Below are 23,330 nucleotides of genomic sequence, written 5' to 3' on the forward strand. Positions count from 1 at the left end.
TACTTATTTAAGTTGTGGCAGTGTTTCCAAGTATTCAGGAATAGTCTCAATCTGATTGTTACTGAGGGAAATCTGTGTCAAATTGGACAGTTGGGCGATCGCTTCTGGGATTTGGGTAATTTGATTGTTACTGAGGTAAAGATGTGTCAGATTAAACAGTTGGGCGATCGCATTTGGGATTTGGGTAATCTGATTGCTATTGAGGAAAAGCACTGTCAGATTAAACAGTTGGGCGATCGCATTTGGGATTTGGGTAATCTGATTATTATTGAGGTAAAGCACTGTCAGATTCGACAGTTTGCCGATCGCCTCTGGGATGGAGGTAATCTGATTATTATTGAGGTCAAGCTGTGTCAAATTGGACAGTTTGCCGATCACCTCTGGGATGGAGGTAATCTGATTGCTACTGAGGGAAAGCTGTGTCAAATTGGACAGTTGCCCGATCGCTTCTGGGATCGAGGTAATCTGATTGTTTATGAGGACAAGCTGTGTCAGATTCGACAGTTGGCCGATCGCTTCTGGGATGGAGGTAATCTGATTGTGACTGAGGACAAGCAGTCTCAGATTCGACAGTTGCCCGATCGCTTCTGGGATTTGGGTAATCTGATTGTGACTGAGGTTAAGCAGTGTCAACTTGGACAGTTGGTCGATCGCATCTGGGATTTGGGTAATTTGATTGAAACTGAGCTCAAGCCATCTCAGATTCGGTAGTTGACCGATCGCATCTGGGATGGAGGTAATCTGATTGCTACTGAGGTCAAGCTGTGTCAGATTCGGTAGTTGACCGATCGCATCTAGGATGGAGGTAATCTGATTGAAACTGAGGTCAAGTTGTGTCAGATTCGGTAGTTGACCGATCGCCTCTGGGATGGAGGTAATCTGATTGAAACTGAGGTCAAGCTGTGTCAGATTCGACAGTTGCCCTATCGCCTCTGGGATGGAGGTAATCTGATTGCCTATGAGGATCAGCCATGTCAAATTTGATAGTTTGCCGATCGCATCTGGGATTTGTATAATCTTATTGCCACTGAGGTCAAGCTGTGTCAGATTCGACAGTTGCCCGATCGCCTCTGGAAGTTCTGTTAAACCAATACTGGTTAAATTTAAACTCTTTAATTGCTTCATTTCCAACAGCAATTCTGGTATCGTTCCGAATGGATTGCCACTGAGGTCGATCAATCGCAAATTTCCCAGAGATCGCACTTCCTCCGGCAGTGCGCTTAATTGATTCGTAATCGGCTGCGGAGTCCATTTATCACCAACACTGCTGGATTGATATACCTTCCCCAAAACCAGAGTCTCAAGCTGCGTGCACTTGCCAATCTCCGGCGGCAATTCCTCCAAATCGAGCCCCGACAAATCCAGTTGGGTCAATTTTTCCTCGGCTGCTCGGTCAATTCGCCGCACTGCTTCCTCTCGCGTCATGCCCTTTGTCTCTCGGTATGATTCATTTTATTGTGACAGGAATTTTCGCTTGGTGGGGAGTTGCCCGCGCGTCACAATCAAAGAAACCGGGTTTTTTTTTGTTTCTACACAGTCATGCGTCTTCTGGGCAAAAACCCGGTTTCTGAGCGAGACATCACAACTATAATAAAATAACCGTTAAAAGAGGAAAGCCAATGGTGACGAGCCTGAATGTGGATACGGCACTGCTGCAAGAGGCGATCGAACTTGAGGGAGAAATTGAGTTGGAGACTCTAGTTGAAATCGCCTTGCGCGAATACATTCAACGCCGCAAACAGTCACAGAATCTCGAACTTAGCTTTGGAGAATCTCTCTGTGCATTTCGTGAAAAATATCAACTGCACGAACTCGGTTTAAATCCTGATGAAATTTGGGGAGAAGTTCGCGATCGAACTTTTGCAGGACGCGAGGTCATCTTTGAATGACGCTGCGTTATTTACTCGATACCAACATTATCTCCGAACCTGTTCGTCCTGTTCCGAATGCGAATGTGATGACTAAACTAATTGAGGCAAAATCCACAGTTGCGATCGCCTCGATCGTTTGGCATGAAGTTCTGCTGGGCTGTTATCGAATGCCTGATTCTAACCGTCGCCGTGCGATCGAAGCTTATCTTCAGGAAGAAGTGAAAGTAAAATTACCGATTCTGCCCTACACCCAAGAAGCGGCTGAGTGGTTCGCTAAAGAACGAGCAAGACTCATCCCGATCGGACTTACACCGTCTTATGCTGATGGGCAAATTGCAGCGATCGCTAAAGTCAATAATCTGATTCTGGTAACACGAAATGTTGCTGATTATGCAAACTTTCAAGACTTGGCAATCGAAAACTGGTTTTCTTAAACTTAATCCATTTAATCATCGGTTTGATGAGAAACAATAATGCGATCGATTTCTTCCCGGTGGCGATCGTAAGGAGTTTTTGGTTTAGTTGCGAGAAATACCCCGATCAACCGGGTTGCTCAGTTATGCCTATGATACCTACTTACTTAAACTTTAGATAATCTAAATATAAACACTTAATAAACCTCAATCTCATGTTTTTTACCAAGAGATGACAAAGGGTGATAGGCTGGGAATAGGAACTTATTTGTTTATGAACCAAATTAAACGTGTTGCCATAGTGGGAGGAACCCACGGAAACGAACTCACAGGAATTTACCTTGTGAAGAAATTCGATCGCGCGCCAGAGTTAATTCGGCGATCGACTTTTGAAACTATCACCCTGCTAGCCAATCCCAAAGCTTGCGAAATCGGGACACGCTACATCGATATCGACCTCAACCGCTGCTTTAGAAAGCAAGATTTAGAAAATCCCCATCTCTCCAGCTATGAAGCGCAGCGGGCGAAAGAAATCAACGGCATTTTTAGCTCAAAACACACTCATTTGCCTAACTTAATTATCGATTTGCACAGCACCACGTCCAACATGGGGCTAACATTTATTCTTGCCAGCCATCATCCATTTAACCTGCAACTAGCAGCTTATTTAACCTCTCTGTATCCCCACCTCAAGGTACTCGCTTCTACAACCAAGAATCATGATAGTCCTTTGCTGCGATCGCTTTCCGAATTAGGCGGTACGCTGGAAGTTGGTGCAGTCCCGCAAGGCGTCTTGGATGCGTCTTTATTTCAGCAAACTGAGCAAGTTGTGTGCCGAATTTTAGACTGTGTAGAAGCCTACAATCAAGGCACAATGCCTGCTGCAAAGAATCCCCTGACTATTTATCACACCATTGGGGCGATCGACTATCCCAGAAACGAGAAGACAGAAATTCAGGCAATGATTCATCCTCATCTGCAATTCAGAGATTATGAAGCCCTAAATCCCGGCGATCCGATGTTTTTGACCTTTGATGGTGAGTCGGTATTGTATGAAGGTAAATCCACCGTTTATCCCATTTTCATTAACGAGGCTGCTTACTACGAAAAAGGAATTGCCATGTGTTTTACTCAAAAACAAATAGTCAGTCTTGACTAGAAACTTCAAAATTATTCTTGAGAATTCTCAGGTGACAAAAACTCCTCTTTAGAAGCCGTAGTCAAAGAACGCAATTCTTTCCATATTTCCAAAGTGATAATACAGGTGATCAGCCACACCAAACCAGCCGTATAACCAGCAATAACATCCGTAGGCCAGTGAACTCCTAGATACAGCCGACTCAAACCAATAGCAGCAATTAATACCACTGTCAAGCTGTAAATCGACCAGCGCTGCTTGGGAAAGCGTTCACCCAAGAAATATCCTAGCAAACCGTAAATAACCATTGAAATCATCGCGTGTCCGCTAGGAAAACTGTAAAAGCGAACGTCAACAACGCGCTCCCAAAGTTGAGGTCGAGCGCGGGCAAAAAGTTTTTTTAACAGTAAATTTAAACCGATCGCTCCCCCAGCCGCGAGCGCAATAGTTGCACCTTCCGAGCGGTGATTGCGCGCTAGCAAAACAATACCCAAAATCAGACAAATCACTAGCAGCAACTTCGGTTCGCCCAAAAAGGTAAAGCCCAGCATTATTTGATCGCGCAGCGGAGTGTGCAATTGCCTCAGAGCTAGTAAAATAGAGGTATCGAAAGCGTAACTTTCTTTTTCCAACACCTCTTCGGCAATGGTGGCAAATCCCCACATCGCCAAAGCAGCAACAGCAAGCCCGGCCAGCCGAATTATCGAAATTAGCGATCGAATTTTAGAACCCATTCTTGAATTAATTAAAATTTTAAAATTTCCAACTCAAAATAATACCACAACTATCGGAAACGAAAACGCCTTACCAATCGTCAAGATTCTTGAGCAACTATATTCTGAATGATTAATTGATTTTTCACTACCCACCTCAGCTTTTACATCCAATCGGCGAATGACTATACTCTCCACAAAATACATTTCTGCAATTTTGTTGACCTTGGGGTTGACAAGTCTTTCTAGCTGTGATAACAAAACAGGAGTCAATGCCCCGATCGCCGAAGCAAACACGATCGCCCAGCGTCTCGTCTCGACCGCAGTCGCCCAAAAGCCGAACAACCCGCAATTCGGTCAGCCGATCGACTGTACCCTAGGAAAAGACTGTTTTGTATTGCTGTATTTCGATCGAGAACCCGGCCCCACAGCAGTCGATTTTGGCTGCGGGCGCCAAACCTACGACGGGCACGACGGCACAGACTTTGCCATTCCCGACGCCAAAGCAATGGCAAAAGGAGTTCCAGTTATTGCCTCCGCTGCCGGCAAAGTTTTGCGATCGCGAGATGGTGTAGTCGATCGGCGTTTACAGAACGATACAGACAAAGCCAGCATCGCAGGCACAGAATGCGGCAACGGCATGGTAATCGACCACGGCGGTGGTTGGGAAGCCCAATACTGCCACCTCCGCAAAGGCAGCGTTGCCGTCAAACCGGGTACGCAGGTACAAAAAGGCACAGTTTTGGGCATGGTGGGAAACTCTGGGATGGCATCTTTCCCCCACGTACACGTAACTTTTCGCTATCAAGGCAAACCCGTAGATCCCTTTGTCGGGCCCGGCGCGAAGGTAGGCTGCAACATCGCCCGCAATCCAATTTGGGACAAGCCTCTAGACTATATTTCCACAGGTTTAATTAGGGCCGGTTTTGCCAATAAGCCACCCGATATCAACGCTGTCTGGGAAGGACAATTTTCCGAGACTCAACTCCCTGCAAACAGTCCAGCTTTGTTGTTTTGGGTGCAAAGTTACGGAGTGCTCAAGGGCGATCGCGAACAATACAAATTATTTGCACCCAACGGCACAACCATCGCTGACCAGACCAATGAAATTAAAGCCCCCAGCCGCACTTGGTTGGGTTATGTCGGCAAAAGAAACAGTACAAATTCTCCTCTGATTCCGGGAGTTTGGCGGGCCGAATACCGATTGACGCGGGGCGATCGAGTTTTGGCAGAAGTCAAGCGAGAAGTTGAATTGCGTTAGTCCGTTGACTGTTGACTGTTGACAGCATTTAATTCGTGTATCCCTGTGAAAATCACTCTCTTCCTTCTTCCTTCTTCCTTCCGAAAGTTATTTCAGCAGCCACCCAAATAATTCTCCGACACTCAACCGCAGTTCGCTAGGGCACTGGACGCAACAGACGGGGATGTACGGAAAGTTCAGAAACTCAGCAGGCACAGGAATTTAAATACACTCATGATCTATGACGACAACCGGGGGCGCGACCAACAGGACGTTACCGAAATGCTTGATGGGATGTTTTGAGTCAAAAAAAATCCCCAGTTTTTTTTACCGATTGTCAGGTTTAAGGCTAGCCAATTTAAAAACATTCTTTGATTAAGAGAAACCTTCTGGAGTGCGATCGTTAATTGAGGTATGTCAAGAAATCTTTGCAGTTTGCTTGGCAAGACTTTCAGTAGTAATTGGATAGGGAAATACCCGTGCGAGCCGTTCCAGCCTCACTTGTTTTTCCGATTGTATAAGATCCAATAATATTGTGAGCAACCTCAACTGGGTGTGCGTTACTTGTTTTTGTAGGTAGGTTTGGTAGAATGTGGGTAACATTTTTTTTGGGGTAGGCTAGCTTGTAACAATTCGGCTGCCTATCTTTTTTAGCATAATACCAATTATATGTGAAGTTGCATATAATAGAAAGATGGCGTTTATGGTGCGTTTTATGGCTCGTCTTTTAAAAATAAAAATTGAATAAAGTGCTGAATTTTTAGAAAAACAACTAAAAAATACTCGTACAGCGAGTCAGGAAGAACGAATACAAGTATTATGGTGATTAAAAACAGGAAATTGTTGGAGAGGTTTTTACAACACTTGAGCAATTACGAGAGCGATTGAAACAAGTTCTTGAAAAAATCACCCCGCTCGCAAATTAGTTCGTTGTTATCTTACAAGTTTATTCTTGAAGCCCTATTCTAGGCAGCTTCATATTAAATTGGTATAAGTGGGCAAAATCTTTACTCCATAAAGATTTCAGGCGGGTTGTCACCCTCCCTGGGCAATCGCAAAAGTCGTTATTGCAGTTAGAAGAAAATGCTGGAACTTTGGAAAAACCTTTTTGCTATAGCACCGTTTATCCCCCACGGGCATTGCTATCTCTGGAAGCCAGGGCTAGTGGGGCTTCATATTGTTTCCGACTTGCTGATTGCCCTGGCTTATTATTCAATCCCGATAACGCTGCTCTATTTTGTTCGTAAGCGACGAGATTTACCCTACTCCTGGATATTTCTGCTATTTAGCGCCTTCATTGTCGCTTGTGGTACCACTCACTTGATGGAGATTTGGACGCTATGGCATCCCACTTATTGGCTGAGTGGTTGCCTTAAAGCCATAACCGCGTTCGTTTCAGTATTAACAGCGATAGAGCTGGTGCCATTAGTGCCACAAGCATTAGCGCTCCGGAGTCCCGCAGAGATGGAGGCAGCTAACCGAGAATTAGAGCGCGAGATTGGAGAGCGCAAAATTGCACAAGCAGCACTTCAAGAGCGAGAGCAGTTTTTAAGCAACATTTATAACTCGGTGACAGACACCCTTTGGGTGGTGGAACAGCTTGAGGATGGCGAATTTCAAGTTGTCAGCATGAATCGAGCCATTAAATCCTCAAGTGGAACTTTGACCGAGAATTGGATTGGTAAACGGCTGGACGAACTGTGGGACATTGAGACAGCAGCTACGATTCGGGCGCATTACTACGACTGTTTGCAGCAAGGTAAAACAATCTCTTATGAGGAAAATCTGCCTTTTGGAGAACAGATTTGTTGCTTTCTCACTACCTTAACGCCTTTAGTAGATCGCGATTCGCGAACTCGCTTACTCGGTGTCAGCATGGATATCACGGAGCGCAAGCGGATTGAAAACGCTTTAAGAGAAAGTGAAGAACGCTGGCAGTTAGCCTTGCGGGGTAACAATGATGGAATTTGGGATTGGAATGTTAGAACGGATCAAGTCTTTTTCTCAGCACGATGGAAGGAAATACTGGGTTACGAGGATCGCGAAATTTCCCACCATTTAGATGAATGGGCTAAACGAGTTCATCCAGACGATTTTGCCTGGGTGATGGAAACAATTCAAAATCACTTTGCTAAAAAAACTCCTTTTTACGAAACCGAACACCGCGTTTTATGTAAGGACGGAACTTATAAATGGATTCTCGATCGCGGTCAGGCACTCTGGGATGACAGTGGCAATCCGGTGAGATTGGTAGGTTCTTCTACCGATATAGCAGAACGCAAGCGGGCTGAAGAAGAGCTGCGTTGGAAAGAAACGTTGCTGCGAGCAATGACCGATGCTTCGCCACTCGCTTTTTTCGTTGTAGATAACCGTACTGATAACATTCTCTACTTCAATCACCGCTTCTGCAAAATCTGGGGTATCGAACACCTAGAGGAACAGATGCAGCAGGGTCAACTGAAAAACAACGATATCATTCCTGACTGTTTGCCTGCCCTTGCGGATGTTCCGGCTTTCGTAGAATCCCACAAACCGCTGCAAACGGAAGAAAATCGAGCGGTTATTGAAGATGAAATTCCTTTTAGCGATGGGCGCACGATTCGTCGTTTTTCGACCCAAATTCGCGATGAAAGCGATCGCTATTTCGGACGGCTTTATCTATTTGAAGATATTACTGAACGCAAGCAAATAGAAGAACAACTGCAACTGGCTGATTTTTCGCTCGAACACTCCTCTCTCGGCCTTGCCTGGGTCGATCGCGATGCCAAAATTTTGCGGGTAAACCAAACAGCCTGCGAGCAAAGAGGATATTCTCGCGAAGAGTTGCTATCAATGCGCGTCTGGGAGGCAGATCCCAATTTTCCGATTGAGGTATGGCCCCAGCATTGGCAACAACTTAAAGAGCAAAAAACACTTTCATTTGCTTCTCAACATTCCAAAAAAGATGGCAGTGTTCTTCCCGTAGAAATAACGCTAAATTATCTGGAATTTAACGGTAAAGAATACAGTTTTGCCTGTTCGCATGATATCAGCGATCGCTATCGCGCAGAAGAAGCGCTGCGAGCCTCTCAAGCCCGTCTTTCTGGGGTTCTAGATATTGCCGACGAAGCCATTATCTCAGTAGACTCCTGCCAACGCATTACCCTGTACAACCAGGGAGCGGAACGGATTTTTGGCTATACTTCCGAGGAAATGCTCGGTCAGACTCTCGACCGACTTTTGCCAGAACGCTTTGGGGCAAATCATCGCCAGCACGTAGGACAATTTGCTCAATCTGCCCAAACAGCAAGGAAGATGGGTAGGCGCGGCGAAATTGTCGGTCGCCGTAAAGATGGCACGGAATTTCCGGCTGAAGCTTCAATTTCTCAACTGGAATTAGCAGGAGAAAAAGTTTTTACGGTCTTTCTACGCGACATTAGCGATCGCAAACAGGCAGAAACAGCCTTAAAAGAAAGTGAAGCCCGCTTCCAAGCATTTATGAATTACAGCCCCGCTGCGGCTTGGATTACGGATAGAGATGGGCAAATTCTTTATTTCAGCCAAACCTATGCCCGTATGTTCAATTTGCCAACCAACTATTCAGTTGGAAAAGTAGACCTCAACATCTATCCGGCCGAGTTTAGGCAGGAATATTTAAAAAATATTCGCAAAGTTGTAGAAACCAATCAAACGATCGAAGCCATTGAACTGGCTCCCCTCGCGGACGGCAGTATTGGCGAGTTTCTGGTTTACAAGTTTCCGCTGCCCAGTTCATCGGGGCAAGTATTGGTTGGCGGAGTCGCGATCGATATTACCGAGCGTAAAAAAGCAGAAGCTGCCCTGCAACAGCGAGAACAAGAGTTCCGTGCTCTAGTAGAAAATGCGCCCGATATTATCATGCGACTGGATCGGGAATGCCGCTATCTCTATATCAACCCCCCAGTTGAACGGCAATCGGGAATTCCTCCTGCCACGTTTATCGGTAAAACTATTAACGAATTAGGTACGCCCGAAGCGTTAGTTAATCTTTGGCAAACAACCATTGAGCAGGTATTTGAAACGGGTTGCGAGCAAAGTATTGAATACGAAATTCCAGGGGTTGCAGGGCTAAATTATTACGCTTCTCGCGTAGTGCCTGAGTTTGGTGGTGATGGCTCGGTGCAGTCGGTTTTAGCAGTTGCGCGCGATATCACCGAACTCAAAGTTACAGAAGCAGCTCTAGAAAAGGCTCGCGACGAGTTAGAACTTAGAGTCAGACAACGCACTGCCCTACTCGCAACAGCTAATAAAGAATTGCGACAGGAAATTAGCGATCGCAAACAAGCACAAGCTGCCCTAAAAGCATCGGAAAACAGACTCAAAGATGTGCTTGACAACACAGCCGCCTTTATTTCCTCCGCCCACATCCATCCCGATCAAGTCTGGGAATACAACTACTACTCCCCTAATGGAGAGGAAATTCTTGGCTACAAAGGAGAAGAATTTGCTGCCGATCCGAGTTTATGGCTATCTAGAATTCCTGCCGAAGATATTGAGACAATCGTTCTGCCAGCAACGCAAGATTTGTATGCCGGACGGCAAATAACTATAGAGTATCGATTCCGCCATAAAAATGGCAATTTGCTCTGGTTATCTAACACTTTGCTAGCTAAAAAGCACAAATCTGAAGATTACTGGTTTGCCACCGGAATTGTTACCGACATCACCGAACGCAAACAAGCAGAAAAAGCATTGCAGGAAAGCGAACAGCGCTTTGCTATTTTGGCGAAAACCGCCCCTGTTGGTATATTCCGTAACGATACTCAAGGCTATTGCTTATACGGCAACGAACGCTGTTTAGAAATGGTCGGGCTTTCTTTAGAAGAATTAGTCGGTGAGGGATGGGCAATATCAGTATATCCAGACGATCGCGATCGCGTTATTACTGCTTGGAATAGTTTCATACAACAAGGCATTCCCTATTGCTGCGAAATGCGCTTGCAGCGACGCGATGGCAGCATTATCTGGGTATTGGCACAAGCGATCGCGGAAAAAGATGTCGATGGGAACATTATCGGTTACATCGGTACCCTTACCGATATCACGGAGCGCAAACAAGCAGAACAACTTTTAAAAAATTATAACCAAATTCTAGAAGCTGAGGTAAAAGAACGTACGGCTGCACTGACTCAAATCAATGCTCAATTAGAGCAGGAAATTGAGGAGCGCAAGTACATAGAAACCCAATTACGACGCAGCGAAACAAAACTATCAGCCATTTTAGATAATGCAGGTGCTTGTATTTATATCAAAGATTTGAACGGTACCTACACCTATGTCAATCGCTTAACTGAGGAACTTTTTGGGCGTAGCGCAACTGAAATTATTGGAGCGAACGATCGCAAGTTTTTTACCGAAGAGTTAGCTGTAACTTACAAAGAAAATAGCGATCTCGTCACAAACAGCGGCCTTGTCCATCGCTTTGAAGAAGTAGGACTCGATCGTCATGGAGAGCTTCATTACTTTTTAGCGACCAAAGTTCCTTTAAAAAACTCTGACGGCGATGTTTATGCCATGTGCGGTATTTCTACAGATATTACCGAACTCAAGAGGACGGAAGCCGCACTCAGGCAAAGCGAAGAACGAATGCAGGCGCTTTTGAGCGCAATACCCGATTTAATGGTGCGGCACCGGGTAGATGGAACTTATTTAGATGTGGCGGGAAATGACAGCTTCTTACAGGTGCCGCGCGAAGCGCTAATTGGCAGAAAGCTACAAGACACCTGCCTTCCCGAACAAATTAAAACCGACTTTCTCGACCGTTTTCAGGTAGTAGCAGAAACCGGAACGCTAGAACTTTACGAACACGACCTCGAAACCCCTGATGGTGTCCACAGTTACGAGACGCGCATCGTAAAAAGCAGTGCTGATGAGGTTGTATGTCTGGTGCGCGACATCACCGAACGCAAGCGAACGGCAAGCCACGCTGCGCGAACGCAAGCTGCGCTGCAAGAAAGTGAAGAACGGTATCGTACTGTCATAGCAGCGATGGCAGAGGGTATTGTCTTGCAGGATACTGACGGGACAATTCGTACTTGTAATAGCAGTGCCAAACGAATTCTCGGTTTGTCTCGCAAGCAAATGATGGGACGAACTTCCCTCGATCCGGCTTGGCGAGCGGTTCGCGAAGACGGTTCCCCCTTCCCAGGAGAGGAACACCCGGCAATGGTGACGCTGCAAACGGGCAAAGCTTGCTCTAACGTGGTGATGGGAGTCCACAAGTCAGATGGTAGTTTTACCTGGATTTCCATTAATTCCCGACCTCTAATTCGCGCAGGCGAACCCCTCCCCTACGCAGTTGTTTGCTCGTTCGCTGATATTACTGCTCGCAAACAGGCAGAAGAGGCACTACGACAAAGCGAAGCGCGTTATCTCGCGATTCTTGAAGATCAAACGGAACTGATCGGTCGCTCGTTGCCTGATGGAACCTTAACCTTTGTCAACGAAGCTTTCTGTCGATTTTATGGAAAAACGCGGGAAGAACTCGTCGGTCACCGCTACGAACCTACCGTATTTGAGGAAGACCGGGAACTCGTTGCCAGATTGGTTAAAACTCTTACCGTAGATAATCCACTTGTAATTATCGAAAATCGGGTGATTGCCAAAGGACAGGAGGTGCGTTGGACGCAGTGGGTTAACCGAGGAATTTTCGGCACAGATGGTCAGATGCTGGAGTTTCAAGGGGTCGGACGAGATATTACCGATCGCAAAATTGCTGAAGAAAACCTGCGACGATACGAAAAGATTGTTGCCACTACTACTGATGCAATTTGTTTAATCGATCGCAACTACACCTATCAAATTGTTAACCAAGCATATCTGAATTGGCATCACCGCTCTCAAGAAGAAATACTCGGACGTACTATTAGTGAAGTTTTGGGTAAAGAGCTGTTTGAAACTTACATCAAACCAAGAGGCGACCGATGCTTAAATGGGGAAACCATTCAATACGAACTATGGTTTAAATATCCAAACGCTGAAGAGAAATTTCTCAGCGCTACCTACGCTCCTTATTTAGAGGCAGATGGCACGATTTCAGGTTTAGTGGTGAGTTTGCGTAACCTCACCGAACTAAAACAAATGGAAACGGCGTTGCAGCAGAGCGAGTCTACTCTGCGAGCTTTCTTCAACAGCAGCGTCATGATGATGGGGATTGTAGAGCTGTATGAAGATGACATTTTGCATCTGTCTGCTAACTTAGCAACAGCACAGTTATTCACCACCACCCCAGAAGCGTTGCAGAATCAATTCATTAGCCGAACGGGAGTATCGCGATCGCTCCTACAACTTTGGCTCGATAACTACTGGGAAGCTGTAAAAATTCAAGCTCCAGTCAGATTTGAATACGCTCGCGAAACTCATAAAGGAGAAAAGTGGCTCTCTGCCAGCGTTTGCCCGATTTCCATTGGCTCTGAGGGTCGTCCGAGATTGTCGTACATTATCGAAGATATTAGCGATCGCAAACAGGCAGAAGAAGCACTGCGACAGAGCGAATCAACCCTTCGCAGTTTCTTCGACAGTGGCTCGATGATGATGGGGATTGTTGAGCTGTATGATAACGACATTCGGCATCTTTCCGATAACTTATTAGCAGCGCGGTTCTTCGGTAAGACTCCAGAACAGACGAAAAATCGCTTCGCAAGCGAGATGGGAGTGTTACCAGAACACATACAGCAGTGGATGGAGCGCTACCAAGAAGCTTTACACGCTCAAGCTGTTGTGCGCTTTGAATATCCTCACGAAACTCCAACCGAACTAAAATGGCTCTCTGCCAGCGTTTGCCCGATTGGAATTGGCCCCAACGGTCGTCCGAGATTGTCCTACGTTGTTGAAGATATTACCGATCGCAAACGCGCAGAAGAAGCACTGCGCCTCAGCGAAGGTCGGCTCAAACACCTGACGGCTAGCATTCCGGGAACCCTTTATTCCTTTGGATACTACCCCGATGGTTCGGCCCAGTTTGAATATGTCAGTCCCGGTTGTCGAGATTTATTTGAAGTCGAGCCGGAGCAGATCCTAAAAGATCGAAATTTCCTCGAAAACCAAATTTCTCCCGACGACCGACCCAGTTTTGATGAGGCAATTACTCGTTCCCTTCAAAACTTGGAACATCTCACCGCTGAATGGCGCAATATTACTCCTTCTGGAAAACAAAGATGGCTGCGCGTCCAAGCCCAACTCGAATGCCGCGAAGATGGTTCTAAAGTTTGGCATGGGGTGATCTTAGATATTACCGAGCGCAAACTGGCAGAAGAAAAGCTCAAACAGGCAGAGTATAAATATCGCACCTTAATCGAACAAATTCCCGGAGTCGTTTATATTTCTCCTATCAAGGCAACTACTGAGGAAGCTTATATCAGCCCGCAACTGCAACAATTGCTGGAAGTTCCTCCTGAAGAATGGTCTGCTGGCTTTTTTAATAGTTGGGCTGATTACGTCCATCCAGAAGATCGCGATCGTGTTTGGCAAGCCGTAAGCACCACGATCTCTACGGGAGAGCCATTGAGCGTCGAATATCGTATGGTAACTCGTAATGGCAAAACAGTTTGGGTCAGAGATCGAGCGAATCTCGTTCTTAGCGCCGACGGACAGACTCAAGTGCTTCAGGGTTTAGCCTTCGATATTAGCGATCGCAAGCAAATAGAGCAAGCGCTGCAAGAAAGCAACGAGCGTTTTCAGCTAGCAACATCGGCAGTAAAAGGATTTATCTACGACTGGGATTTCAATCAGAATAGCGTTTTGCGGACACAGGGACTATTTGAACTTGTTGGGTACCGCCCCGAAGAAGCCGACGCGAACGTTGAGTGGTGGAACGAACACGTCCATCCAGAAGATTTCCCCAAAATTTCCCCGCAGCTATCCGAAGCCTTGGCCAATGAAACTCAAAATTATTTCGTTTTGGAATACCGACTTCGCCATCAAGACGGTCACTACGTTTACGTGTCAGATTACGGCACGATCTCGCGAGATACCAACGGACGAGCAATTAGAGCCGTAGGTCACGCCATAGACGTGAGCGAACAGCAAGCAGCCCTTCGCGAACGCAGAAAGGCAGAAGCAGCTTTGCAAAAAGCACTCCAAGCCGCCCAAGCTGCTTCCATCGCTAAGAGCCGCTTCCTGTCTAACATGAGCCATGAACTGCGTACTCCTCTCAACGCCATTCTCGGTTTTAGCCAGGTGATGGTTCGCGGTAGTTCCGTTACCTCTGAGCAAAAAGAACAGCTAAAAATCATCAACCGTAGTGGCGAACATTTGCTTAATTTAATCAACGATATTTTATCATTGTCCAAAATTGAAGCAGGCCAAACTACGCTCAATGAAAGTCGCTTTGACCTGTATCAGCTACTGAAAGATATAGAACAAATGTTCAAACTCAAAGCGATTTCAAAAGGCTTGCAGCTAACCTTTGAACGGGCATTAAATGTTCCCCAATACGTAAAAACTGACGAGAATAAATTGCGTCAAGTTTTAATTAATTTGCTAGGAAATTCACTTAAATTTACTGCTTCCGGTCACATCGCCTTGCGAGTGAAAAAGGGTCGGCTATCAGAAAAACCTGACCTCCAAAACCTTGGCTCCAAAACTTATTTGCTGTTTGAAATTGAAGACACTGGTCCCGGCATTGCTCCCGATGAAATTAAAACTTTATTCGACCCCTTCGTACAAACAGAAACAGGCCGCAAATCGATGCAAGGAACGGGGCTGGGCTTACCTATCAGCCAACAATTCGTAGAGATGATGGGAGGACAGATTGCAGTCAGCAGCCAACTCGGTCAGGGAACAATTTTCACATTCGATATCCTCGCGAGCGAGGTTGATGAATCTGATGAGAAGAGTTTATCGATTACCCAGGAAGTTATTGGATTAGAGCCAAATCAACCTGTGTACCGCATTCTAGTTGTTGAGGATGTCGAAGAGAACCGTCAGTTGCTCTTAAGAATACTCGAACCGTTAGGATTTGAAGTGCGAGAAGCAGTTAACGGTCAAGAAGCGATCGCTTTGTGGTCAACTTGGAAACCACACCTTATCTGGATGGATATGCGAATGCCCGTCATGGACGGCTACGAAGCAACTAGAGAAATAAAAGCTTTGGAACAGCAAAGTGCAGTAGCTGGAGAGAATCACAACTTACCTGCCAACTCATCATCTACCAACGCAACAAAAATTATTGCTTTAACTGCTAGTGCTTTTGACGAAGATCGAGCCAAGATTATGACAACAGGCTGCGATGACTTTATACATAAGCCTTTTCTAGAGTCGGTGCTATTTGACAAGATGGCTCAACACTTAGGAGTCCGTTATATTTATCAAGAGGATTTGTCGGATAGCTCACCTGAGCTAGCAACACCGAGAAACTTAACACTAGAGGATCTAAACGTCATGCCTTCTGAGTGGATAGCACAGTTCCGACACGAGGTGCTTTGTGCTAACGACGAGGTAATTTTGCAGCTAATCGACCAAATTCCCGAAAGCGAGGCAAGTTTAGCACACACCCTGACAGATTTGATTAATAACTTTCGCTTAGATATACTCTTTGATTTAATCCGAGCATCTTAATGAATAACCATCAAGTACCCGCTTCCTTTGGGTACATTCTCATCGTTGACGATCATCCAGACAACCTCCGAGTTTTGTCCGCTATCCTTACCGGGTCTGGATATCAAGTCCGGAAGGCAATTAACGGTCAACTGGCTTTAAAAGTTGCCCAAAATTCTCCCCCCGCTCTGATTTTACTTGACATCTTGATGCCAGAAATGGATGGCTATGAAGTTTCCTCGTTGCTCAAAGCTCATCCACAAACAGCGGAGATTCCAGTAATTTTTATCAGCGCTCTCGATGATGTATTTGATAAAGTAAAAGCCTTTGATGCTGGAGGGGTAGATTACATTACTAAACCATTTCAGTCAGCCGAAGTTTTAGCTCGCATTAAAAACCAACTAATTATCCGCAATCTGTATCTCGAACTTCAGAAGCAAGCACAGAAAATCGCCGAGAAAAATGCCTTGCTTGAACAGGAAATCAAGAATCGTAAACAAGCTGAATCTGCTTTGGTTGAAGCTAATATCGAGCTACAGCGTCTCGCCTCTTTAGATAGCTTAACAGGAGTCGCTAATCGTCGTCAGTTCAATGAATCTCTCAATAGAGAGTGGCAACGGATGGCACGAGAGCAATTACCCTTATCTTTGATTTTAGGTGACATTGATTATTTCAAAAAATACAATGATACTTATGGTCATTTAGCCGGGGATTTCTGTCTACAGCAAGTGGCTCAAGCGATTAGTCGTGCTATTAAGCGTCCGGCAGATATATTGGCTCGTTACGGAGGTGAAGAATTCGCTGTAATTCTACCTAATACAAAAGCTGAAGGATCGCTAAAAGTCGCTGAGGCGATACGGCATGAAGTGCTAAATCTTAAAATTGCCCACGCTCAATCTGCTGTTAATCAATACGTCACCTTGAGTCTGGGCGTTTTCAGTGTAGTTCCCCAGGACACCTCTGACCCCTCAATCTTGGTTGCTGCGGCTGATAAAGGATTATACGAAGCTAAAGAGCAGGGGAGAAACCGTTCAATTGTGAAAACTTTTTAATCTGAAGTTCCCCCCGTAGAGGGGATGTTCAAATCTCTCAAACCTTTGCACTACAAGGAACAATTGCCTTTTTGCCCCTTGAGGGCGTACCCATGTATTTTAAGGATTTATTCCGATTTATCTCGGCAGATACGTGGCCTAATTGTAGTCATATATATCAAACGTGTTCCAAACAGAAACTCTCCCCCTGCCGTATTACTTCGCGAGTCCTATCGCGAAGGTTCAAAAGTACGGAAACGCACTCTGGCAAACTTGTCTAAATTGCCCGACCATGCGATAGATGGACTGCAAGCTTTGTTAAAAGGTAGCGTAACGATCGCCACTTTGCCTGACTCTTTTAAAATCACTCCCTCGCGCCCCCACGGCCAGGTAGCAGCAGTGTTGGGTAGCGTGAAAAATACTGGTTTACCCAATTTAATTAGTTCCGAAAATAGTCGCAACAGAAGGTTAGTATTGGCGCTGGGGGGGTGACAAAACGTCTACGAGATAGACTGTATAAGGGTTGCGGCTCGCCTACCTTGTTGATAAAAGCGCCGTTTATTTGGAGTTAACTTCATTAACTGTTCTACCTCGTCAGAATATTTTTCTAGATAATTGACCCACTTTTCTCCATCTAAACCAACACCAAATGTACTCCGTCTTCGATATCTTTTATTAGGTTCTTTGCGACGATATACATATTTTTGCACCTGCTTTTTCCTCATTTCAGTGCCTTGAAATATTCCCGAACTGTAGGCGAGTGTCATGAGTAAAATCATGTTGATAAGTCGGTCTCCTTTTAAGCTAGTTCCTTCAAGATCGTAGTCTCCTGTTTTACAATCTCGAAACATTTCTTCAATGCCCATCCGTTGCTTGTAAGCATCGATAGCTGCCGGCAATGACCCTAAATCTGTGAGAATAAACCCTGCTTCATCGACCTTCCATCCCCCGTAGTTTCTTTTCCACTTACAAGCAAGCTCAAATCCAGTAGCAGGCTGAGTTTTTCTCACTATTTTACCTTGAAAATATAAAGAGGTGCCTGGTACTATTCCTAATTCATCTAACCGTTGCCAAACTAAATGTTCCGTTTCGACACAATGATTCTTTTTCAGTCTTAAACAAAAAGATACACCCTTTTACCTCAGCCAGTTTTCCAAATCGACAGAACAAAATTCACGGTCTCCTAAAACGATGACTTTATATTCTGAAAATAATGGTAAAACTTGCTGTAAATTGGTAGTCTGTGACTCGAAGCTACTGTTTCCCAATTTGGGAAACAGTGACCAGTATAATGGAATTGCTCTTCGCTCCCATATCAGGCTAACCATAAAGAGATTAATGCGCCCCCATTGACTGCGGTCGATTGATCTTGATAAAGTTTGACCAACACGGCAATAAGTAATCAACCAATAAGTAATTAATGGGAACCAAATTAGTGAGATAGTTAAGTGAGGCAAATCGAGAAACCTTTGTAGTTTTCTACGCCGACTTTCTGTTGTAATTGGATAGGGAAATACCCGGGAGAGCCGTTCTAATCTCACTTGTTTTTCAGATTGTATCAAGGGTAGCAAGATTTCAATCAGTTTAAATTGAGCTGAACTTAGTTGTTTTTTTAAATGAATGAGGTAGAATGTTGGTATCATTATTTTTGAGATAGGCAAGCGTGTAACAATTATACTTCCTATCTTTTTTGAGCACCGGATTGGCTCAATCCTTACAAAGGTATGGGTTTCAGGCTGGTTGTTACCCCCCCAGTGTCAGTTAATGAGATTTTGACATCGGTTAATCTAATAGGCGGAACTGATGCAATTACATTTGAATCTTTTATTGTCAGAAAAATTGTGCCAAAACTAGGGAAAGCGGTTTGTGTAGTGATGGATAATTGTCCCATTCACTTGGGAGAAGAAGTGAAAAAAGCGATTGAAAAAAAAGGGTAAACTTAATATACTTATCACCTTATTCACCTGATTTTTCACCAATTGAAAATCTGTGGTCAAAACTTAAAATCATTCTCCGTTCTATCAAGACTACTAATTATCAAGAATTAGGAAAAGCACTCTTAGTTTGCCTTCGGGCAAGTTACATCGTCAAATATTTTTAACTGGTTTACACACTGCTGTTATGGTACCTCATCTTTTTGAGAAAGGCTATAGATCTTTTAGCCGCAGTCTAGTCTAAGGCAAATTGTTCCAAGCTTGAGCCACAATGTCGCTCAGCCATAGCCTCTGAGCAAAATCGAGCAGATTGTCGTCGGCGAGTACCTCAGCCTTTAACTCATCCAAAGACTGAGATCGCGATCGAGCTATTTGAATCACACCCGCGATCGCCGACGCCACCAATTCTTCATTCAGCGGCTGCTGTCGCAAAGCAATCATTTCTTGAGGATTCGTAGGAATGGGATAATTCATAAGAGTGCATACCGAAAGGAGTAGATATTCAGCCGTTGCGCCCCCACCGAGAGCAAGAGCGATCGAAAACCTAAAAATCTGAGAACATTGTAAACTTATTTAAAACTAAATAAGTATTCGGGAGTATAGCCTACTTTGCTCCCTTGTCAACTCCCCCATCTTTATTAATTTATTCAGAATTGACACCCTAATCATGCAAGAAATTCTTTATCTAGAAGTCCCGACACCGGATACAGCAGCCGTCTGCACTTGGTTGCAGCACGAATTCGATCCCGAAATCGGAGAAAAAATTATTACTGCTGACGGCTTTCGCCTGCTTTCACCCGCAACAGCAGCCGAGGTTCTCAAGTCTGGAACTCAAAAGACCAATCCAAAACCCGCCTTGGCTGACACCAATTCAGGAAACCAAAATTGGCGATCGACAGAACTTTCCACCTTTGTCTGGTCACTGCAGCGCACCACTTATTTAAAAGTCTTTCGTCTAGAAGAGGCGCCTGCGGGAGAAAAAAAGTTCCTGGAAAATCTGAATCTTGCTGTGAGAAACAAGTTTCCCGATCGCTACCCGGAACCTCCTGTCATAGACCTCTCCAAACAGTCAATTTTTGAGGCTCTTGCCCCCTATTACCCCCTGACCGTTAAATACTTCCAAAAAATGCCTCAAGGCGAATACGACCTCAAGCGCGTCTACTGGTGGGAGCAACGTTGGCGCGAAAGCACTCGCAATCCTCAAAAGCCAAAACAAGTAGTGTTTTTGAAGGAAGAGGGTTCGGCAACGGATTCTGTAACGGATTTAACGGATGTAACGGATGTTAAGAAGAAGGTAAAAAGTACAGTTTCGGTGTCGGATGTTGGGGATACTGTTTACGACTTAATTTATATTGGCGGGGCCTTGGGAGTGATTCACGCCGCAGTCATGGCGAGATTGGGCTACCGGGTGCTGCTAGTTGAACGAATGCCTTTCGGGCGAATGAATCGCGAGTGGAATATTTCGCGGGACGAAATTCAAAGCTTAATTGATTTGGGTTTATTTACTGCTGCAGAAATAGAAACTTTGATTGCCAGAGAATACAAAGATGGCTACAACAAGTTTTTTGATGCTAACAATCCTCCCGTTGCGAAAGCGCCAGTTCTGCACACACCAAAGGTACTCAATGTAGCTTTGGACGGCGAAAAATTGCTGAATTTAGCGGGAGTTAAGCTAACAGAAGCTGGTGGGGAAATCTGGGACGAAACTGACTTTCTCAGAGCCGATGTTGAAGCAGAAAAAGTAGTAGTCCAAGGCCGCCACTTGCCGACAAAAGCCGATCGCACTGCATTAGGACGGCTGCTGGTGGATGCAATGGGCTCGGCTTCTCCCATCGCTTGGCAATTGAACGAAGGGCGGACTTTTGACAGCGTTTGTCCGACAGTGGGAGCAGTCATCGACGCAGGATTTGAGCCGGGAGTCTGGGATTCCGAGTACGGGGATGTACTCTACACTCACGGGGACATTTCCCGCGGGCGCCAGCTCATCTGGGAGTTGTTTCCCGGCGCAGGCACAGAACTGACAGTTTATCTATTTCACTACCACCAAGTACATCCCGAGAATCCCGGTTCTTTGCTGGAAATGTACGAGGATTTTTTCGCAATTTTGCCGGAATACCGCCGCTGCGATGTTGATAAATTGGTGTGGAAAAAACCGACCTTTGGTTATATTCCGGGGCATTTTAGCAGCAACAGCAGCGATCGCTCCGTGGCGATCGATCGCCTAGTCTCGATCGGCGACGCAGCATCCTTGCAATCTCCCCTCGTTTTCACAGGCTTCGGCTCTCTTGTCCGCAATCTTTTCCGCTTAACAGACCTTTTGGATACAGCTTTAAAGCACAATTTGTTGACGGCAAATCACTTAAACCAAATTCGCGCCTACCAGAGCAATGTTTCCGTAACTTGGCTGTTTTCTAAAGGTATGATGGTTCCTACCGGCAGCAGTTTGCCACCTCAAAGAATTAATTCAATTCTCAATACCTTTTTCGGTATTTTGGCAGCACAAAAACTCACCGTAGCCGAAACTTTTATTAAAGACAGAATCGACTGGCTAACTTTCAATCGACTGGCGATCGAAGCAGCCGGAAAAAATCCTTCTCTCCTCTTGTGGATTTTAGATTTTGTTACCTTGGGGGATATTTGGCGCTGGCTGGGAAGTTACTTGAATTTTACTCTGCTGGCTTTGGCCAGTTTGCTGTTCGGATGGCTTCCCAGCTTCGCCCGCAGGGTACAGCCTTGGTTGGAGCCCAGGTATCCGGCTGTTTGGCTGTGGCTGTTGGCTACTAGCTATGCTCTCACCTACGGCATGGGAAAGGGGAGAAAAGAGTGTTGAGTTTTGAGTGTTGACTCAAAACCAGCAACTTCAGTTCGCTATCGAAAACTCGGCAATTCAATTTCAGCTAGCGATCGACGTTTTTTAGAAGCCCGCAGCGGACTGGCAATCAAGCTCAGCCAGTCTGGTTGGGCGACTGCTGTAGGTTTTGCCACACTCGATCGCACTTCTTGAATGCCAAAGGTTTCAACAGAGTTCAAAATTTGAAAAGCCCTGGCCAAATCTTGGGCGTCCACTTTGGTAGCAGTTTCGGGTTCAGGCTCAGCCATTGGCAGTTCAGGTTCCGCAACCGGTTCGGCCGAGTCTGTTGCCGGCTCATCAGGTTGGTAGGTTTCGCTCTTCTGCAATTGAATGCCGGATACTTCGGCTAATTTGTTGAGTTCCAAATTGGGTGGGGATTCAGGCTCGATCGCCTCAACAGCAGCGGCTACCTCTGGAAGCTCTTCTGGTTCCGACCAAGGTTGGACAGGGGAAGCGTTGAAGGCTGGTGGCACCGGCATCTGAGAGCTTTTGACCGCCGCGAGCAAAGATTCTAATTGTGCGCTGGCGGTGTCCAGATTATTGTCAGGCGGCTCGGTCCTCGGCGACTTTACCTGCGGCCTGTCCAAACTTCTTTCCAAGGCAGCTTTGAATTGCAGAGTGTGGCGCTGCTGGCGGTGCAAGCGGGCTCGCAATTCCCTGCAAATATTTTCTGTGGCTACTAACTGCTGTAACTGTTCGTTGTAGCGCTGCACAGTAGACGCACATTCTCGCTCAACAGTCGCTAGCCTGACTTGGCTGGTTGCCAACTGACTTCTTAAATTTTCGACTAAAATTTCTTGACTTTGGAGGGTTTGATGGGAAACTTCCACTTTGCCAAACAGCCGCGTCAATTGTTCTTGAGTATTTTCGAGTTCTGCAGTCCGCTGTTCTAGCAAAGCTTCGCGATTCTGCAAGGTTTTTTGGGACTCTTCAAGAGCTGTTTCTAGCTGGGCGATGCGCTGCAAAAGGTCGCGGTTGCATTCGTGCAGCGCTTGCATGAGGGTGACTGGGGTTGATCCTTTGCCCTTGGCCTGTTCGGCATTCCCAAGCATATTTTTTAGATTCTCTGAAATCGGGGGCGAGCCCGCCTCAGTCGGCTGTGTCGGAGATGGCGAATTTTTTGTTTCAGGTGTTGTGGGAATTGCATCTACGCTGATGGCGTTGGGAAAATCTACTGTTTGCCAGTCTTCTTCTGGCTGTTGGGGAACCGTTGCGGGAGGGTCTGTCGCATCGGGGGCGATCGGCTCAAAACCCCCAGCAGCAGCAAAATCTGACTGCAATGGTTCGGTATCGGATGGAACAGCAGGGTACGGTTGGTGCTGATGGGCTCGAAGATCAGCTTCTGACATGGCTTTTTATCCCAATACTCACAGGGTCTCAGATACAGTCTATCCTTAGATATTCTCCCGAAGGAAGCCCCTCAGTGATAGTTGTTGTCATTTTTTCTGTTTTTTCGGACAATCGCCTCTGAATCGAGTGGCGCGATCGAACTACAACCCGAACTCGAATTCAGGCGTAAGATGCGCCTATGAGCACCCTACAGACGTGAGTTTTTCGTCCAGAGTCCTATTAAAATAATTTTTCC

The 23,330-nt window shown here is 45.7% G+C and carries 15 protein-coding genes; 10 read left to right on the forward strand and 5 right to left on the reverse strand.

The window, feature by feature from the left end; translation table 11 throughout:
* Nucleotides 1-3: 3 nt before the first annotated feature.
* Nucleotides 4-1,425, reverse strand: a complete 1,422-nt coding sequence (locus tag QUA25_RS04595) for a leucine-rich repeat domain-containing protein (protein ID WP_333035933.1) — start codon at nt 1,423-1,425, stop codon at nt 4-6.
* A 194-nt stretch (nt 1,426-1,619) separates the two neighbouring features.
* On the opposite strand from QUA25_RS04595, the gene QUA25_RS04600 reads away from it, so the two are divergent.
* From QUA25_RS04600 to QUA25_RS04610, 3 genes are all read left to right on the forward strand, one after another.
* Complete coding sequence (locus QUA25_RS04600) at nt 1,620-1,889, forward strand: type II toxin-antitoxin system VapB family antitoxin (protein WP_333035934.1); 270 nt, start codon at nt 1,620-1,622, stop codon at nt 1,887-1,889.
* Entirely contained in the window at nt 1,886-2,305 is a 420-nt protein-coding gene (locus tag QUA25_RS04605) for a type II toxin-antitoxin system VapC family toxin (protein ID WP_333035936.1), read from the forward strand. The genes QUA25_RS04600 and QUA25_RS04605 overlap by 4 nt, the downstream gene beginning before the upstream one ends.
* A 253-nt stretch (nt 2,306-2,558) precedes the next feature.
* Complete coding sequence (locus tag QUA25_RS04610; protein WP_333035938.1) at nt 2,559-3,443, forward strand: aspartoacylase; 885 nt, start codon at nt 2,559-2,561, stop codon at nt 3,441-3,443.
* A gap of 11 nt (nt 3,444-3,454) precedes the next feature.
* Here the strand turns inward: QUA25_RS04610 and QUA25_RS04615 are convergent, their stop codons facing one another.
* Nucleotides 3,455-4,156, reverse strand: a complete 702-nt coding sequence (locus tag QUA25_RS04615; RefSeq protein WP_333035940.1) for a phosphatase PAP2 family protein — start codon at nt 4,154-4,156, stop codon at nt 3,455-3,457.
* Nucleotides 4,157-4,316: 160 nt separating this feature from the next.
* Between QUA25_RS04615 and QUA25_RS04620 the strand changes: the two genes are divergently transcribed.
* From QUA25_RS04620 to QUA25_RS04635, 4 genes are all read left to right on the forward strand, one after another.
* Nucleotides 4,317-5,396: a M23 family metallopeptidase gene (locus QUA25_RS04620; protein ID WP_333035941.1), complete on the forward strand. Its 1,080-nt coding sequence runs from the start codon at nt 4,317-4,319 to the stop codon at nt 5,394-5,396.
* Between the two features lie 1,062 nt (nt 5,397-6,458).
* A complete protein-coding gene (locus QUA25_RS04625; protein WP_445242193.1) occupies nt 6,459-15,950 on the forward strand; it encodes a PAS domain S-box protein in 9,492 nt (3,163 codons plus the stop codon).
* Nucleotides 15,950-16,981 carry a PleD family two-component system response regulator gene (locus QUA25_RS04630; protein ID WP_333035943.1) on the forward strand — a complete coding sequence of 344 codons (1,032 nt, stop codon included), beginning with the start codon at nt 15,950-15,952 and terminating at the stop codon, nt 16,979-16,981. The genes QUA25_RS04625 and QUA25_RS04630 overlap by 1 nt, the downstream gene beginning before the upstream one ends.
* Nucleotides 16,982-17,233: 252 nt before the next feature.
* Nucleotides 17,234-17,452, forward strand: a complete 219-nt coding sequence (locus QUA25_RS04635; protein WP_333035945.1) for a hypothetical protein — start codon at nt 17,234-17,236, stop codon at nt 17,450-17,452.
* A gap of 8 nt (nt 17,453-17,460) precedes the next feature.
* On the opposite strand, the gene QUA25_RS04640 is transcribed toward QUA25_RS04635, so the two are convergent.
* A complete protein-coding gene (locus QUA25_RS04640) occupies nt 17,461-17,970 on the reverse strand; it encodes a hypothetical protein (protein WP_333035947.1) in 510 nt (169 codons plus the stop codon).
* 744 nt (nt 17,971-18,714) lie between these two features.
* Here QUA25_RS04640 and QUA25_RS04645 point away from each other — a divergent pair.
* A complete protein-coding gene (locus tag QUA25_RS04645) occupies nt 18,715-18,897 on the forward strand; it encodes a hypothetical protein (protein ID WP_333035949.1) in 183 nt (60 codons plus the stop codon).
* A 41-nt stretch (nt 18,898-18,938) separates the two neighbouring features.
* Nucleotides 18,939-19,061 (forward strand): hypothetical protein, encoded by a 123-nt coding sequence (locus QUA25_RS29405; protein ID WP_445302096.1) that lies wholly within the window; start codon nt 18,939-18,941, stop codon nt 19,059-19,061.
* Between the two features lie 73 nt (nt 19,062-19,134).
* On the opposite strand, the gene QUA25_RS04650 is transcribed toward QUA25_RS29405, so the two are convergent.
* Complete coding sequence (locus QUA25_RS04650) at nt 19,135-19,368, reverse strand: hypothetical protein (RefSeq protein WP_190662685.1); 234 nt, start codon at nt 19,366-19,368, stop codon at nt 19,135-19,137.
* Between the two features lie 193 nt (nt 19,369-19,561).
* Here QUA25_RS04650 and QUA25_RS04655 point away from each other — a divergent pair, with 193 nt between their 5' ends.
* The gene (locus QUA25_RS04655; RefSeq protein ID WP_333035953.1) at nt 19,562-21,724 is read left to right on the forward strand and encodes a flavin-dependent dehydrogenase; all 2,163 of its coding nucleotides are present in this window, start codon (nt 19,562-19,564) and stop codon (nt 21,722-21,724) included.
* 38 nt (nt 21,725-21,762) lie between these two features.
* Here QUA25_RS04655 and QUA25_RS04660 read toward each other — a convergent pair whose 3' ends face one another.
* Nucleotides 21,763-23,094 carry a hypothetical protein gene (locus tag QUA25_RS04660; RefSeq protein ID WP_333035956.1) on the reverse strand — a complete coding sequence of 444 codons (1,332 nt, stop codon included), beginning with the start codon at nt 23,092-23,094 and terminating at the stop codon, nt 21,763-21,765.
* Nucleotides 23,095-23,330: the final 236 nt, after the last annotated feature.

It is taken from the genome of Microcoleus sp. Pol17C6 (assembly GCF_036701145.1).
Lineage (GTDB): Bacteria > Cyanobacteriota > Cyanobacteriia > Cyanobacteriales > Microcoleaceae > Microcoleus.

What these genes read in the sequence shown, in the direction of transcription:
- QUA25_RS04595 (WP_333035933.1), bottom strand. Translation starts at nt 1,425, where the DNA reads ATGACGCGAGAGGAAGCAGTGCGGCGAATTGACCGAGCAGCCGAGGAA.
- QUA25_RS04600 (WP_333035934.1), top strand. Translation starts at nt 1,620, where the DNA reads ATGGTGACGAGCCTGAATGTGGATACGGCACTGCTGCAAGAGGCGATC.
- QUA25_RS04605 (WP_333035936.1), top strand. Translation starts at nt 1,886, where the DNA reads ATGACGCTGCGTTATTTACTCGATACCAACATTATCTCCGAACCTGTT.
- QUA25_RS04610 (WP_333035938.1), top strand. Translation starts at nt 2,559, where the DNA reads ATGAACCAAATTAAACGTGTTGCCATAGTGGGAGGAACCCACGGAAAC.
- QUA25_RS04615 (WP_333035940.1), bottom strand. Translation starts at nt 4,156, where the DNA reads ATGGGTTCTAAAATTCGATCGCTAATTTCGATAATTCGGCTGGCCGGG.
- QUA25_RS04620 (WP_333035941.1), top strand. Translation starts at nt 4,317, where the DNA reads ATGACTATACTCTCCACAAAATACATTTCTGCAATTTTGTTGACCTTG.
- QUA25_RS04625 (WP_445242193.1), top strand. Translation starts at nt 6,459, where the DNA reads ATGCTGGAACTTTGGAAAAACCTTTTTGCTATAGCACCGTTTATCCCC.
- QUA25_RS04630 (WP_333035943.1), top strand. Translation starts at nt 15,950, where the DNA reads ATGAATAACCATCAAGTACCCGCTTCCTTTGGGTACATTCTCATCGTT.
- QUA25_RS04650 (WP_190662685.1), bottom strand. Translation starts at nt 19,368, where the DNA reads ATGAATTATCCCATTCCTACGAATCCTCAAGAAATGATTGCTTTGCGA.
- QUA25_RS04655 (WP_333035953.1), top strand. Translation starts at nt 19,562, where the DNA reads ATGCAAGAAATTCTTTATCTAGAAGTCCCGACACCGGATACAGCAGCC.
- QUA25_RS04660 (WP_333035956.1), bottom strand. Translation starts at nt 23,094, where the DNA reads ATGTCAGAAGCTGATCTTCGAGCCCATCAGCACCAACCGTACCCTGCT.